Raw genomic sequence first — 15,048 nt, 5'->3', positions numbered from 1 at the left:
GAATCCGGCGGGCGGGGTCGTACGGTCGCCCGCGCGACGCGGTCAGCGGCCGAGCCGGCCCTTGATCATCCCGGTCATCGCGCTCATCTCCTCGACGCGCATACGGTTCGCCGCGATGAAGAACACCACGAACATGGTCACGATCCCGGCGCCCACCGCGATCGCCGAGCCGCCCATGGCCGAGCCGAAGTGTCCGGTGCACACCCGGGCCACGAAGAACGCCGCGGCGCCGCCGACCCCGGCGGCGATCAGCAGCCGGGTGTAGGTCCGGGTCACCCGGCGGCCGTCCAGGTCGCCGAGCCGCTTCTTCAGCCGTTGCGCGGCCAGCAGCACGCCGACGAGGTAGGCGAGGCTGTAGCCGCCCGCGATGCCGACACCGGCCCACTTGGTGGGCAGCGCGACATAGGCCAGGCCCGCGAAGGCCGCCTGGGCGCCGGCGATCCACACGGTGTTCAGGAAGGGTGTCCTGGTGTCCTCGTACACGTAGAACCCGCGCAGCAGCACGTACTGCGCCGAGTACGGGATCAGGCCCAGGCCGAGCGCCATCAGCATGTAGCCGATCCAGTGCGCGCTCTGCTCGCCGGTGGGCGCGAAGATGAAGCCGCCGATGTCTCGGCCGAGGGCCACGAAGATCACCGCGCACGGGATCATCGCCACCGCCGACAGGCGCAGGCCGGAGGAGATGTCACCGCGCACGCTGGCCTCGTCGCCGTCGGCGGCGGCGCGACTCATCCTGGGCAACATCGCGGTCATCACCGACACGGTGATCACCGCCTGGGGCAGCTGCCAGATCAGCAGCGCGCTGCTGTAGGCGGTGAAGCCGACGCCGAACTGGATGTTCTGGTCTCTCGCGTCGACGTCGATCGCGGTGGCGAGCTGGGTCACCACCAGGTAGCCGGCCTGGTTGGCCAGCACGAACAGGAACGTCCACTTGGCCAGACCGAGCGCCTTGCCCATCCCCGAGCCGCGCCAGTCGAAGCGCGGCCGGAAGCGGAACCGGGCCGACTTGAGATACGGGATCATCGCCATCGACTGCACGACCATGCCGAGCAGCGTGCCCAGACCCAGCAGCCGGATCTCGTCCGGGGTGATGGTGTCCGAGTTCTGCCCGGTGTTCTTCTGGGTGCCGGCCACCCAGATGTACAGGCCGAACGTCGCGATGATGACGATGTTGTTCAGGACCGGGGTCCACATCATCGGGCCGTAGCGCTCGCGCGCGTTGAGGATCTGCCCGAACAGCACGTGCAGGCCCATGAAGAAGATGATCGGCAGGCAGTAGCGCGCGAAGGTGATCGCTAGTTCGTAGTCCTGATGGTGTTTGGCCAGCGAGTTCGCGAACGCCCGGATCAGCAGCGGCGCGCCGAACCAGGCCAGCATCACCAACCCCGCCAGCACCGTCATCACCAGCGTGAGCAGGCGGTTCGCGTACGCCTCGCCGCCGTCGTCGTCCTGGCGCATGGCCCGCACCAGCTGCGGTACGAACACCGCGTTCAGCGCGCCGCCGCCGACCAGGATGTACAACAGCGTCGGCATCGTGTTGGCGACGTTGTAGGTGTTCGCCAGGATCGCGGTGCCCAGCGCCGCCGCGGCGACCAGGTTGCGGACGAAGCCGGTCATCCGGGACACGATCGTGCCCGCCGCCATCACGGCGGAGGACCGCATTATCCCGCCGAGCTTGCTGCCCTTCCTGCCACCGCCGCCGACCGGGATGCCGGCCATGCGCTCCTCGGCGCCCGAGCCGGGCATCCGATAGACGGGCGAGGTGGACGGGTTCACCGGGACCGGCGGGGCGTCGAGGACGGCGCTCGCCGACATCGACGCGGCGGCCGCCTCGGCCCGGTGCTGGGTCTCGTAGCGCTGGTAGGCCTCGGTGTACGAGGGCATGCCCGCGATGTCGCCGGCGAGGCCGAGGTTGATGCCGGTCAGCGTCTGGTCCATCAGCCAGCCGCCCGGGCGGTCGTAGTCGCCCCAGCCGCCCTGGCCCTGCTGGGGGCTCGGCTGCTGTGGAACGTACGACTGCTGTTGGTACGCCTGCTGCTGGTGCTGCGGCTGCTGCTGCGGTTGCTGCGCGTAGTTCTGCGCCTGTGGCTGCTGGCCGTACGGGTCGCCGGAGCCGTAGCCGCCGTTGTCGCCGTACTGCTGCGGCGCGCCGGAGGGGTCGTAGTGCTGGGCGGGGTCGTACTGCCGAGAGGGGTCGTACGGCGCCGGCTCGGGGGTGAAGATCTCGTCCACGCCCACGTACGGGTCGTTGCCGGGCGGGTCGCTCAACTCGTCCCGGAACCACGCCCCGCCGTCCTGCGCGGGCGGCTGTCGTTGTTGCTGCTGTCCGTACGGGTCGTAGCCGCCGCCCGACTGCGCGCCGTAGGAATCCCCGTAGACCGGTTCGGGGCCCGCGCCGTAGCCGCCCTGGCTCGGATAGCCCTGCTGCGGGTACTCGGGCTCGCCGTAACCCGGGTGCGCGTTGGGGTCGGGATAGCCCTGCTCCCCGGGGCGCGCGTACGGATCCGGCGGTTGCGCGGCGTAGGGATCGGCCGGCTGCCCGTACGGATCGACGTACTGCTGCAGGTAGGGGTCGGCGGGCGGCCGACCCCGGTAGGGATCGTCGTGCGCGCCGTCGTCCGGCTCGGCGGAGCCGCCGGTGTACGGCTGACGTTCGTCGCTCCGGTCGCTCATGCGGGCGGGCCCTCGTCTTCTCGGTCAGGTTGAGTGTCCGGTGCCCACTTTCTCATTCGGGGCGGTCGGTCGTGGATCCCAACGGTGTGTGTCCGTGCGGGTCGGCCGGATCGGGCGGTCGGTTCCCGCCGGCGTACGGGTGTACCGGAGGCGGCGGCGACCACTCCGGTTTCGGCCGGATCCGGTCCCCGGCCGCGTCGTCCGGGGGATCGGATTCCGCCGGCGGATCGAGGTCGTCCTCACCATCCTCGCCGCGCGTGTCCCCGGCAAGGGCCGCCTCCCGGCGCTTGCGCAGGAACGCGCGGAGCGAGAACACCGCGAGCAGGAACGCGAGGCCGCCGATGATCCATCGGGTCAGCGCGTCGATCGTGGTGGTGTTCACGAAGAACGACTGCGCCGGATTCACCGCCCGCCCGTCCGGGGTGAGCAGCGCCACGTCGACCATGACCTTGCCGTTCGCGGCCGATTTCGCCGAGATCGGCACTTCGAGTCGGCGACCGTCGGGCACCGTCACGGTGGCCGGATCGCCCAGCTTGAGCCGGTTGGGCTGGTGCGAGGTGACCACCACCCGCACGTTGATCGGCTGCTGGAGGTTGTTCACCACGGTGACCGGTATGTTGCCCTCGTCGCCGGACAGGGTCACCCCGGTTCTGCGGATGATGTAGACGAGCGATTCCAGCTCGCGCAGTCCCCGGGTCACGCCCAGTCGGTAGCGATCCGCGCCCTGCGCGTCGCCGCGCCACGAGGTGGACAACATGCGCAGGAGCGCGGGGTCGAACGGGCCGGTCACCCGCTCGGGCCGGGTCAGGATCGAGGCGAAGGTCTGCATCGACCCGGCCAGGTTGTCGGTCTCCGCCAGGTATTGCGCGCTCGGCTCGAAGGCGCGGACGTTCTTGGGGTAGGCGACCGACTTGCGGGCGGGCAGCGGGGCGGGCTCGGCGGCCAACTCGGTCAGGCTGGTGGGTTGCGCCCACTCGGCCGACGCCGCCATCACGTCGCGCAGCACGCCCGCCAGCGCGGTGTCCATCAGCCGCGGCGGGGCGATCAGCACACTGCGGGTGGGCTTGAGCGTGGGCTCCTGCAGCACGATGGTCAGCAACTCGGCGAGCAACTGCTGCGTGGTCAGCACCGCCTGGCCCGGCGCCCTGGTGTCCGCGGCCAGCAGCGTGTCGATGTCCGGGTCGGTGACCAGCGCGGTGCCCTTGTCGCTGCCCGGCAGCGACGCGGTGGCCAGCGGTGTGACGTTGAGGTCCTTGGTCGGCGGCAGGCTCGCACCGGCGGTGATCACCGTGCCGGCGCCGCTGTTGCCGGCCAGGGAGACGATCGACGGGTCCAGCGCGCCGGAGGCGGGCCAGGCCACGTCGGCGCGCGCGGGCCTGCCCAGGACGCGCTGGAAGACGGCGGCGGATTCGAGCTGGGCCTCGGTCAACTGCGGACGCAGGTCCGTTTTGCCGGCGTCGAGCGCGTGCGCCACGGCGGCGATGTCGGGGTCGCCGTACGGGAGGCCGATCACGGGCTGGGAGCCGATGGCGCCCTTGAGCCGGTCCAGCCACCCGGCGGCGGTCTGACCGCCGCCGCCCGCCAGGGTGTTCGAGATCTGGTTCGGCGTCGCCTTGGCCGTGTCCTCCTCGGGCGGCGGCTTGCCGTCCTTGGTCTTCTTCGGCTTGCCCGGCTCCAGGCTCCCGGGCGGCGCGACCCGGTATCCGCCCGCCATCTCGGCGGCGGAGTCGAGCAGTTCGGGGTCGATCGCCCAGTCGACCTTCATTCCACCGCCGATGGCCGCCAGTTCGTACAACCGCCCGCCCGGGGCGAACAGCGCGGCCAGGTCGTCGTCGCGGAACACCGGCGTCTGACCCTCGTCGCCGAGCGTGGTGCCGTCGCGGTGCGGTCGGTCGACCAGCGGCCAGATCATGCCGACCCGCAGTTTCGGTACGTTCTTCAGGCCGTTCTTGCCGATCCACGGCAGGAAGGTGCGGGTGGAGCCGACGACGCGCCCGCCGACCCGCGCCTCGATCGCGAGCGGGTACGCGCCGGCCTCGCCCAGATTGAGCGCGTCGGCGCGCACGGCGAACGACCACGGCTGGCCCGGCCCGGAGGCCGGCACGCGTACGGTCACCGGCTTGACGTCGCGCACCAGGGAGCCGTTCGACTGGCCCTCCTCGGGCGAGGAGATGCCGCTGCGAAAGAGCGGTTCCGAGGTGCGCATCCGCACCGCCAGCTCCACCGCGTCGAGCGGCTTGGAGCCGCTGTTCAGTACCTGGCCCTCGATGGTGATGGTGCCGCCGGGCTTGGCGATCGGGGTCATCCTGGTGATCAGGACTCGGATCCCGTCGCCGTCGGCGGCGCGTACGACGGTCGGTGGCAGCGCCCCGAGCAGTGCGACGGCGAGCAGCAGGGCCAGCAGCAGTACACCGGCCACTCGGCCGCGTCGCGGCGGCATCCCGGCCTCGGAACGGATCCGGCGATCGCTCACGCGCTGTCCGCCAACAGCTCCGGGGCGAGTGTCGCCAACCGCCGTTCGTCGGGGTAGGCGAGGCGCGCGGAGAGCGCGCCGAGCGGAACCCAAGCCACCGCTTCGACCTCGATGTCGTCGTCCGACAGATCCCCGCCCGCCGCCTCCATGAGGTAGTGGTGGACGGTCTTGTGCACCCGCCGGTCCGGCGCGGTGAACCAATAGTCGATCACGCCGAGCGGAGCCAGCACCCGACCCACGATGCCGGTCTCCTCCTCGACCTCGCGCAGCGCGGCGTCCACCACGCTCTCGCCGTCCTCGATGTGCCCCTTGGGCAGCGACCACAGCAGCCGGCCGCGTCGGTCCCGGCGGGCGATCAACGCCGCGCGCAACGTGAGCCGATCGATCACCAGACCGCCCGCCGAGGTCTCCTCGACCACCTGCAGCCGACGGCGCGGCGGCGTGGTCTCGGAAGGCATCCGCCAAGCTTAGTGCGACATGCGCCACGCCATCACGCCATGATCACGTCGGCACGCCGACCGCGCGCGAGGGGCGCCTCGGCATAATGCGCGCGAGAGCCGCGGCCTCGACCCGTAACCTTGTCTCCCGTGCCGAACGCCAAGAACACACCCCTCCCGGACGACCCGCCGGCCGGCGGCGAGCTGAGCGCCGTCCAGCGCCGCGCCGTCACCGAACTGTTGCGCGTCGCCCCCGTCGCCGACGACCTCGCCCGCCGCTTCGAAGCGGCCGGGTACACGCTCGCGCTGGTCGGCGGCTCGGTGCGGGACGCCCTGCTCGGCCGGTTGGGCAACGACCTCGACTTCACCACCGACGCGCGCCCCGAACAGGTGTTGGCGATCGTGCGCCCCTGGGCGGACGCGGTGTGGGACGTGGGCATCGCGTTCGGCACGGTCGGCTGCCGCAAGCGGCTCGCCGGTTCGCCGGACTACCAGATCGAGATCACCACCTACCGCTCCGAGGCGTACGACCGCACCTCGCGCAAGCCGGAGGTCTCCTACGGCGACTCGATCGAGGACGACCTGGTCCGGCGCGACTTCACGGTCAACGCGATGGCGGTGGCGCTGCCGGGGATCACGTTCGTGGACCCGCACGGCGGGCTGGCCGACCTGGCCGCGCGCGTGTTGCGCACCCCGGGCACGCCCGAGGCGTCCTTCGGCGACGATCCGCTGCGGATGATGCGGGCCGCGCGCTTCGCCGCGCAGCTCGACTTCGAGGTCGCGCCCGAGGTGGTGGCGGCGATGACGGACATGGCCGAGCGGATCGAGATCGTCTCCGCCGAGCGGGTCCGCGACGAGCTGAACAAGCTGATCGTGTCCGATCACCCGCGCAAGGGCCTGGAGTTGCTGGTCACCACCGGCCTGGCCGAGCACGTGCTGCCCGAGCTTCCGACGTTGCGCCTGGAGGTGGACGAGCACCACCGGCACAAGGACGTGTACGAGCACACGCTGATCGTGCTCGAACAGGCGATGGCGCTGGAGCAGCCGGGCGAGCCGGACCTGGTGCTGCGCCTGGCCGCGCTCCTGCACGACATCGGCAAGCCGCGTACCCGGCGCTTCGAGGCGGACGGCCGGGTCTCGTTCCACCATCACGAGATGGTCGGCGCGCACATGTCCCGCAAGCGGCTCAAGGCATTGAAGTATCCGAAGGACGTCACCGACGACATCACCCGCCTGGTCGAGCTGCACCTGCGCTTCCACGGCTACGGCACGGGCGAGTGGACCGACTCTGCGGTGCGCCGCTACGTGCGCGACGCGGGGCCGCTGCTCGATCGGCTGCACAAGCTGACCCGCTCGGACTGCACCACCCGCAACAAGCGCAAGGCGGCCACGCTGGCCCGGGCCTACGACTCGCTGGAGGAGCGGATCGCGCAGCTCGCCGAGCAGGAGGAGCTGGACTCGATCCGGCCGGACCTGGACGGCAACGAGATCATGAAGCTCCTGGAGGTGCCGCCGGGCCCGCTGGTCGGCAAGGCCTACCGGCACATGCTGGAGCTGCGCCTGGAACACGGCCCGATGGACCACGAGACGGCCGTCGCCGCGCTGCGCGAGTGGTGGACGGCGAACGCCCCGGCCTGAGCACGCACGAAGCCCGCCGGTGGGACTACCGGCGGGCTTCGGCGTCGTGCGGGTTCGGGGCGCCTACTCGAACTTGGCGCCCTTTTCCTCGAGTTCCTTCTTGGCCGCCTGGAAGTCCGCCTCGGTGGCGCTCATCGTCGAGATCGGGTCCAGCGCCTTGAGGTCGGACAGCGTCGTCTTGGAGGTGAAGGCCATGCAGACCACGCCCTTCTTGGAACCGGTCCAGTAGAAGGTCGCGAAGTAGCCCGAGTTGTCGGGGAGACCCTCGCACTTGCTCTTGTCCGAGCTGCCGTCGACCTTCTTGAGGATCTTCCACCTGGCGTCGGGCGAGTCGCACTTGGCGATCTTCGGCATCTTGGACTTGCCGATGCCGCCCTCGATGCGTTCGAGGCAGTCGCCCGCCTTGGCCGTGGTGGCGTCGTCCTTCTTGAACGCGTTCAGCGCGATCGCGGCGACGATGCCCAGCACGACGAGCACACCGATCGGGATCAGGATCTTCTTCAGCTTGCTCTTGCGCGGCGGGGGCGGCGGCGGGCCGCCGTAGAAGCCCGGCTGGCCGGCGGGCGGGAACCCGCCCGGCTGACCGGGCTGCTGCCCCCAGTCCTGCTGCGGCTGGCCCGGCTGCTGCTGCCACCCGCCCTGCGGCGGCTGCTGACCGGGCTGCTGGTTCCAGCCCTGGTTCGGCTGCTGCGGGCCGTTGGGGCCGGGCGGGAAGGGATTGGACATGGGGGCGATCTCCGTTGCAGGGGACTGGTGAGACAGTCCGGAACACTAGGGGTCCGGCCGGACACGCGCAGCGGGGATTCCCCTTACACCGGTCGAATGTGAGCGGAATAACGGGCATAAGGCGCTATTCACAGGTGACGCGAATTACTTTCGTGCCGCGAGACACAGTACGAAGCGGTCCTGCGCCGGATCCGAGGCCAGCGCGATCGGGTCGCCCGGCAGCGAGTCGCAGACGTCGGTGTCCGTCGTGTCCCGGACCCGTTCGACCACGATGAAGCGGGCCTGCGGGTCCTCGCACGGGACCGGGTCGGCGTCGATGCTCGTCTTGTCCCGCAGGCAGTCGCCCTCGTGGACGCGGACCCCGTCGCCGTCGTCCTTGTGCACGTACCACCAGCCGCCGGCGGCGGTTCCGCCGCCGATCAGCAGCACGGCCACGGTCGCGATCAGCGCCGCGCGGCCGCGCCGCGGGCGTTCGGCCGCCCGCCGGCTCGCGCGCCCGTCGACCCGCGGGCGACCGGCCACCGGGGCGTGCGGGGCCGCCGGCTCGCGGGCGGCGAGCTCGTGCCCGTGCGGCGGAGTGTTCTCGGTCCATGCCGGTCTGTACGGCAAAGGATTGTTTTCACCCGGACCGGCGTCGTTGGACATGGAGTATCTCCAGAGGTGCCGAAAATCGCTGGATGTGCAGATTAGAACCTCGGCCTCGTCATTGCACTACCCACGGGTAATTTCTTGGGGATGTACGGCGGATCAAATGCCTCGCCCGGTTATGAAAGGGATATTACGGCCGGCCGTTTCCCGTCGGTGAGCCCTCGATGATCACCGGAGGGTGGCGGCGCGACGCCAGGCCGTACAGGACTCCGGTCAGCGCGTACACCCCGGCGACCCCCAGCAGCACCGCCGGGGACCGACCGTCGTCGGGCAGTCCGAGCGCGGCGACCGCGGCCGCGCCGACGAACGCGACGTTGAAGAGCACGTCGTAGACGGAGAACACCCGACCCCGGTACGCGTCGTCGACGGTGGTCTGCACGATCGTGTCCACCCCGATCTTGGCGCCCTGCGAGGTCACCCCGAGCAGGAAGGCGCCCGCCACCATCGGCGCGAACAGGAACGGCAGCCCGAGCGCCGCCTGGCACACCGCCCCGGCCAGCGCGCACGCGCCGATCCAGGCCGGGACGCCGATTCGCGCGGTGACCCCCGGCGTGATCACGGCCGCCACGAAGAAGCCGAGCGCGGACACGCTCACCGTGATCCCGAAGGTCGCGAGACCGCCGTCGGTGTCGCCCGGATCGTTGAACGTGTTGCGGCACAGCAGCACCGTCATCACGGTCAGCACGCCGTAGCAGAACCGCATCGCGGTGATCGCGGCCAACGCGTGCGCGGGCGCCCGGCGCCGCCACACATGCACCGCCCCCTCGCGCAGCCCCCGGGCCACCGAGCGCAGCGCCCGGCGCACATCCGGCAACACCCGGTCGGGATCGGGCCCGAGCAGATCGCTCGGCATCGTCGCGGCGACCGCCGCCGAGCCCAGGTACAGCAGGCCGGACACCACGATCACCAGCGCGGTGGCCCCCGAACCCTCGGCCAGGAACGTGTGCACGAGCACCGCGGCCCCGCCGCCGACCGCCGCCGCCACCGTGCCTGCCGTGGGCGACACCGAGTTCGCCGTCACCAGCCGCTCGGCCGGCACCACGCGCGGCAGCGACGCGGACAACCCGGCGAGCACGAACCGATTCACCGACAGCACCACCAGGGCCGCCGCGTAGAAGACCGGATCGGGCACCCCGAGCAGCACCAGACCCGCGGTCAGCGCGACCAGCACCGCCCGCAGCAGGTTGCACAGCACCAGCACCTGCCGCCGCCGCCACCGGTCGAGCAGGACCCCGGTGAACGGCCCGACCAGGGAATAGGGCAGCAGCAGCACCGCGAACGCGGCGGCGATGTCCGCCGCCGAGGTCTGTTTCTCCGGCGAGAAGAACGCCTGGCCCGCGATGGCCACCTGGAAGGCACCGTCGGACAGCTGCGAGGTCAGCCGGGTGGCGAAGAGCCGACGGAAGTCGCGCAGCTTCAGCAGCGAGCGCAGATCACGGATGAGGGCCACGGCGCCCACCGTAGCCGGCGGCGGACGCCGCACCCGAAACGGGCACCGCCGCGGGTACGCCGAAGGCCCGACTCCTGGAGGGGAGTCGGGCCTTCGGTCACTCGAACGCACCGCGGAGGTGCGGGTCGAGCGGAGCGGGTCAGCGCTCGATGTCGCCCTTGATGAAGGACTCGACGGCGTTGCGGGCCTCGTCGTCGAAGTACTGCACCGGCGGCGACTTCATGAAGTAGGAGGACGCCGACAGGATCGGGCCACCGATGCCGCGGTCCTTGGCGATCTTCGCCGCGCGCACGGCGTCGATGATGACACCGGCCGAGTTCGGCGAGTCCCAGACCTCGAGCTTGTACTCCAGGTTCAGCGGCACGTCGCCGAAGGCGCGACCCTCGAGGCGCACGTACGCCCACTTGCGGTCGTCGAGCCACGCGACGTAGTCCGACGGGCCGATGTGCACGTTGTCCGAGCCGAGGTCGCGGTCGACCTGCGAGGTGACCGACTGCGTCTTGGAGATCTTCTTCGACTCCAGGCGCTCGCGCTCCAACATGTTCTTGAAGTCCATGTTGCCGCCGACGTTCAGCTGCATGGTGCGCTCGAGCAGGACACCGCGGTCCTCGAAGAGCTTCGCCATCACGCGGTGCGTGATCGTGGCGCCCACCTGCGACTTGATGTCGTCGCCGACGATCGGCACGCCCGCCTCGGTGAACTTGTCCGCCCACTCCTTGGTGCCGGCGATGAAGACCGGGAGGGCGTTGACGAACGCGACCTTGGCGTCGATGGCGCACTGGGCGTAGAACTTCGCCGCGTCCTCGGAGCCCACCGGGAGGTAGCAGACGAGGACGTCGACGGCCTGGTCCTTGAGGACCTTGACCACGTCGACGGGGGCGTCGGTCGACTCCTCGATGGTCTCGCGGTAGTACTTGCCGAGACCGTCCAGGGTGTGCCCACGCTGCACGGTGACGCCCGACGGCGGCACGTCGCAGATCTTGATCGTGTTGTTCTCGCTGGCACCGATGGCGTCGGAGAGGTCGAAGCCGACCTTCTTGGCGTCCACATCGAAAGCGGCCACGAACTCGACGTCACGCACGTGATACTCGCCGAACTGCACGTGCATCAGGCCGGGGACGCGGCTGTTCGGGTCGGCGTCCTTGTAGTACTCGACGCCCTGCACCAGCGAAGCGGCGCAGTTGCCCACGCCGACGATGGCTACGCGAACCGAACCCATTCCGGTTGCTCCCTGTGATCTCGACGAAGCCGCCACGAACCGGCGACCTCAGTTGTTGGATGCGGACGGGTCCGAGGCCACGTCCTGGGTGGGGGTCCGAAGCCGGTCGGCGTCCTTCGACGTGTCGACCGGGGTTTCGGGGCCGGCGGGGTCCGGAGTCGCTCCGGCGTGCCGCTCGGCGGTGATGAGCTCGTTCAGCCAGCGCACTTCGCGCTCGACCGACTCCAAGCCGTGTCGCTGCAACTCGAGGGTGTAGCCGTCGAGCTTCTCCCGTGTCCGGGTCAGCGACCCGCGCACCCGGTCGAGACGCTCCTCGAGCCGGCTGCGCCGACCCTCGAGGATACGCATGCGCACCTCGTGGTCGGTTCGACCGAAGAAGGCGAAGTGCACGCCGAAGTTCTCGTCCTCCCAGGCCGAGGGCCCGGACTCGGACAGCAGTTCTTGGAAGTGCTCCTTGCCCTGTGCCGTCAGCTGGTAGACGATCCGGGACCGCTTGCTGCCGGCGAGTGCCGTCACCTCCGGAACCTCCTCCGCGAGCAGACCCCGTTCCAGCAGGGACTTCAGGCACGGATAGAGGGTGCCGTAGGCGATGGCACGGAACGAACCGAGCACGGTGTTGAGCCGCTTGCGCAACTCGTAGCCGTGCATGGGGGAGTCGTGCAGCAGACCGAGGATCGCGAATTCGAGGACGCCACCGCGCCTGCTCATCGCCTTCCTCCATCCACTGCGGACCGAGCCGGACATGGGCACGGGCGCGACCGTGGGATACGGTCACAGCCGACCTTCGTCCGGCCGGGGCTCCTGCGCCCCCGGCTCGATGTACCGGCCCGATGTATCGAACCGATACATCGAGACGATAGGTCTCCTTGCCGTGTGGTGGCAAGGCGGCCGCCGGTGACTCGGGTCACAGGCAGGTCACAGTGAGGTCGCGAAAGCGGATCCGCGTAGTCTGTTCCGCCGTGTGGTACCTCAAGCCCCGCTTTCTGCGGAACCGCTTCCCATGCGCTTGCGTCCTGGGGAACGGAGAGCCACGACCCGTGCGTCCGACCTCCGCGTCGTACGGCCGAGGAGTAGCGAACGCATGAGTGAACATCGCCGTAGATCACCGCAGCCGCGCCCCGAGGGGCGCGGTGGCTCGCATTCGGGGGGCGCGGGAGGGCCCGGAGGCGGCGGAACGCCACCCGGCGGCTCGTCGTTGCCCGACGGGCCCGGAGGGGGCGACGAGGAACGCCCGCTTTCGCGCGTGGAGGCCCGAGCGGCCGCCCGCGCCGGGGGCCGGCGGGCCGCCAACGGCGGGGCGGCCGGCGGCCGATCCCGCTCCGAGGCCGGTCCGCCCCGGAGGAAGCGGTTCATCGACTACCCGAGGTACGGCAAGACCGGCATTCGTCGCTGGCTGCCGTCCATCAAGCAGATCCTGGCGATGATCCTGTTCTTCCTCGCGTCGCTGATGGGGCTCGCGGCCCTGGCGTACGCGATGGTCAAGGTGCCCGACCCGAACGCGAACACGACCTATCAGTCGAACATCTACTACTACTCCGACGGCGTCACCGAGATCGGACGCACCGGGCAGGTCAACCGGCAGAACGTGACGGTGGACCAGATTCCCAAGCACGTGCAGAAGGCCGTGATCGCCGCGGAGAACCGCTCCTTCTACAGCGACTCCGGCGTCTCGCCGAAGGGCCTGCTGCGGGCCGGGGTCACCATGGTCAAGGGCGGTGACACGCAGGGTGGTTCGACCATCACCCAGCAGTACGTCAAGAACACGTACCTGACCCAGGAGCGCACCTTCAAGCGCAAGTTCAGCGAGATCTTCATCGCGCTGAAGGTCGACCGGCAGATGCGCAAGGACGACATCCTCGTCGGCTACCTCAACACCGCCTTCTACGGCCGCAACGCGTACGGCATCCAGGCCGCCGCGCAGGCCTACTACGGCAAGAACGTCGGCGACCTGAACGTGGCCGAGGGCGCCTACCTGGCCACCCTGCTCAACGCGCCGGGCATCTACGACGTGATCGAGTTCCCGGGCCAGTTGGAGAAGGTCAAGGGCCGCTGGGCGTACGCGCTGGACGGCATGGTCAAGGAGGGCTGGCTGACCAAGGCGGAGCGCGACACGCTCCAGTTCCCGATGCCGATCAAGCCCAAGCCGGCCGCGAACAAGGCCGGTCAGGCCGGTTACCTGATGAAGGTGACCGACCAGTACCTCAAGGCCAACAACGTGATACCCGACGCGGAACTCGCCCGCGGCGGGTTCAAGATCGTCACCACGTTCGACAAGGCCAAGCAGGACGCGGCGGTCGCGGCGGTCAACGACGAGTTGAGGGCGGATCTGAAACCGGAACGCGAGTCGGACCGCTACGTCCGTACCGGCCTGGCCTCGATGGTGCCCGGCGACGGCGCGGTGGTCGCGCTGTACGGCGGTGCCGACTTCGTCCAGCAGGAGTTCAACGACGCGGTCAGACGCGACGTCCAGGCCGGTTCGACGTTCAAGCTGTTCACCCTCGCGACGGCGCTGCGCACCGGCGGCGCGGACGGCAAACCCATCGGCCCGGACAGCATGTACAACGGCGACAGCAAGATCCCGATCAAGATGCGAAACGGGCAGAACTACAAGGACCCACAAACGGGCAAGGACGTCCTCACCCCCAACGAGGGTGACACGATGTACGGCAACATCTCGATCACCAGAGCCATGGAGAAGTCGGCGAACACCGTCTTCCTCCAACTCGCCGCCGACGTGGGACCCGAGAACGTCAAGAAGGCCGCGATCGACGCCGGCCTACCGCCCACCCTCGACGACTTCGTGACGACCCCGCTGGTGACCCTCGGCGTCACCCAGCCGAGCGCGATGGACATGGCCGAGGCGTACGCGACCTTCGCGGCGCGCGGGCTTCACGCGGAACCGTACTTCGTCAAGGACATCACGCACGACGGTTCGAAGGTCGATCTGCCCAAGCACAAGACCGAGCAAATCTTCGACAAGAACGTCGCGGACACGGTCAACCAGGTCATGCGGCGGGTCGTCGACAACCCGCCGCTGAACGACGGCACCGGCCGAGAGGCGAAGGCGTTGAACCGACCGGTGGCCGGCAAGACCGGTACCACGGACAGCAACCTCTCCGCGTGGTTCGTGGGCTACACGCCCAACCTGGCCACCTCGGTGGCGCTGTTCCGCGAGGACCCGAACACCCACCGCCACCTTTCCCTCAAGGGCTTGGGCGGTGGGGACGAATCCGTGCACGGTGGTGGCATCCCCACGAAGCTCTGGACCGCGTACATGAAGAGCGCCCTCCAAGGAATGCCGTCCACGGACTTCAGCCTGCCCGGCGAGAAATTCGACAACAAGGACAGGGCGACGTCGCCGCCGCCGACCACCGCGCCGCCGACCACGCGGGCGCCCAGCACCCCGCCGCCGACGTCCAGCGCGCCGCCGACCACGCCGCCGGCGACGACGACCGCGCCCGGTGGCGGTTCGCACGGCAGCAGCGGTGACCCCGGAGGGGGCGGGAACACCGGCAAGCCGACGAACACCGGCAAGCCGACGAACACCGAAAGCGGCGGCCCTGGCGGGCCCGGGGGGCCCGGCAGCCGAGGCGGTGCCAACGGCTTCATCATCGGCGGCCGATCCAGCGGCGGCTAGACCCGCCCGGGCGCCGTACCGGACGCCGGGAAATCGGCGAACCCCTCCGGACAGGGCCTAGCCTTACGCGTGCCCCACCGCCGCCGCGGTGGGGCACGCGTTGTCGTATACCGGCCGGCGAGGGCAGCCTCCTCGTGGAGCGCGAGA

At 70.1% G+C, this 15,048-nt stretch carries 10 protein-coding genes; 2 read left to right on the top strand and 8 right to left on the bottom strand.

The genetic code is table 11. The features are described 5' to 3' along the window. Positions 1–42 precede the first annotated feature (42 nt). From murJ to B4N89_RS14740, 3 genes are read right to left on the bottom strand one after another with little or no spacing between them, the layout of a single operon-like run. Complete coding sequence (gene murJ, locus B4N89_RS14750; protein WP_078976299.1) at positions 43–2,673, bottom strand: murein biosynthesis integral membrane protein MurJ; 2,631 nt, start codon at positions 2,671–2,673, stop codon at positions 43–45. 52 nt (positions 2,674–2,725) lie between these two features. Then, complete coding sequence (locus B4N89_RS14745; protein ID WP_078976298.1) at positions 2,726–5,146, bottom strand: DUF6049 family protein; 2,421 nt, start codon at positions 5,144–5,146, stop codon at positions 2,726–2,728. After that, positions 5,143–5,604 carry an NUDIX hydrolase gene (locus B4N89_RS14740; RefSeq protein WP_078976297.1) on the bottom strand — a complete coding sequence of 154 codons (462 nt, stop codon included), beginning with the start codon at positions 5,602–5,604 and terminating at the stop codon, positions 5,143–5,145. The genes B4N89_RS14745 and B4N89_RS14740 overlap by 4 nt, the downstream gene beginning before the upstream one ends. Positions 5,605–5,733: 129 nt before the next feature. On the opposite strand from B4N89_RS14740, the gene B4N89_RS14735 reads away from it, so the two are divergent. Beyond that, positions 5,734–7,221 (top strand): CCA tRNA nucleotidyltransferase, encoded by a 1,488-nt coding sequence (locus B4N89_RS14735; RefSeq protein WP_414646366.1) that lies wholly within the window; start codon positions 5,734–5,736, stop codon positions 7,219–7,221. 63 nt (positions 7,222–7,284) lie between these two features. Here B4N89_RS14735 and B4N89_RS14730 read toward each other — a convergent pair whose 3' ends face one another. The 5 genes from B4N89_RS14730 to B4N89_RS14710 form a co-directional block, all read right to left on the bottom strand. Further along, a complete protein-coding gene (locus B4N89_RS14730; RefSeq protein ID WP_078976296.1) occupies positions 7,285–7,947 on the bottom strand; it encodes an LppU/SCO3897 family protein in 663 nt (220 codons plus the stop codon). A 144-nt stretch (positions 7,948–8,091) separates the two neighbouring features. Continuing rightward, positions 8,092–8,592, bottom strand: a complete 501-nt coding sequence (locus tag B4N89_RS14725; protein ID WP_078976295.1) for an LppU/SCO3897 family protein — start codon at positions 8,590–8,592, stop codon at positions 8,092–8,094. Between the two features lie 133 nt (positions 8,593–8,725). Beyond that, a complete protein-coding gene (locus tag B4N89_RS14720; protein ID WP_078979362.1) occupies positions 8,726–10,045 on the bottom strand; it encodes an MFS transporter in 1,320 nt (439 codons plus the stop codon). Positions 10,046–10,184: 139 nt separating this feature from the next. After that, on the bottom strand, positions 10,185–11,264 hold the full coding sequence (locus tag B4N89_RS14715) for an inositol-3-phosphate synthase (protein ID WP_078976294.1): 1,080 nt from the start codon (positions 11,262–11,264) through the stop codon (positions 10,185–10,187). Positions 11,265–11,312: 48 nt separating this feature from the next. Beyond that, the gene (locus tag B4N89_RS14710) at positions 11,313–11,972 is read right to left on the bottom strand and encodes a PadR family transcriptional regulator (RefSeq protein ID WP_078976293.1); all 660 of its coding nucleotides are present in this window, start codon (positions 11,970–11,972) and stop codon (positions 11,313–11,315) included. A 535-nt stretch (positions 11,973–12,507) separates the two neighbouring features. On the opposite strand from B4N89_RS14710, the gene B4N89_RS14705 reads away from it, so the two are divergent. Beyond that, positions 12,508–14,901, top strand: a complete 2,394-nt coding sequence (locus B4N89_RS14705; protein WP_161500719.1) for a transglycosylase domain-containing protein — start codon at positions 12,508–12,510, stop codon at positions 14,899–14,901. The last annotated feature ends 147 nt before the right edge of the window (positions 14,902–15,048 follow it).

Origin of the sequence: Embleya scabrispora, assembly GCF_002024165.1 — a bacterium.
GTDB lineage: Bacteria > Actinomycetota > Actinomycetes > Streptomycetales > Streptomycetaceae > Embleya > Embleya scabrispora_A.
Note: the sequence above shows the minus strand (reverse complement) of the source record. Positions and strands in the feature narration are given on the sequence as shown.

Excerpts from the sequence above, each read along its gene's own strand:
- B4N89_RS14725 (WP_078976295.1), bottom strand. The coding sequence starts at position 8,592 with ATGTCCAACGACGCCGGTCCGGGTGAAAACAATCCTTTGCCGTACAGA.
- murJ (WP_078976299.1), bottom strand. The coding sequence starts at position 2,673 with ATGAGCGACCGGAGCGACGAACGTCAGCCGTACACCGGCGGCTCCGCC.
- B4N89_RS14715 (WP_078976294.1), bottom strand. The coding sequence starts at position 11,264 with ATGGGTTCGGTTCGCGTAGCCATCGTCGGCGTGGGCAACTGCGCCGCT.
- B4N89_RS14710 (WP_078976293.1), bottom strand. The coding sequence starts at position 11,972 with ATGAGCAGGCGCGGTGGCGTCCTCGAATTCGCGATCCTCGGTCTGCTG.
- B4N89_RS14740 (WP_078976297.1), bottom strand. The coding sequence starts at position 5,604 with ATGCCTTCCGAGACCACGCCGCCGCGCCGTCGGCTGCAGGTGGTCGAG.
- B4N89_RS14730 (WP_078976296.1), bottom strand. The coding sequence starts at position 7,947 with ATGTCCAATCCCTTCCCGCCCGGCCCCAACGGCCCGCAGCAGCCGAAC.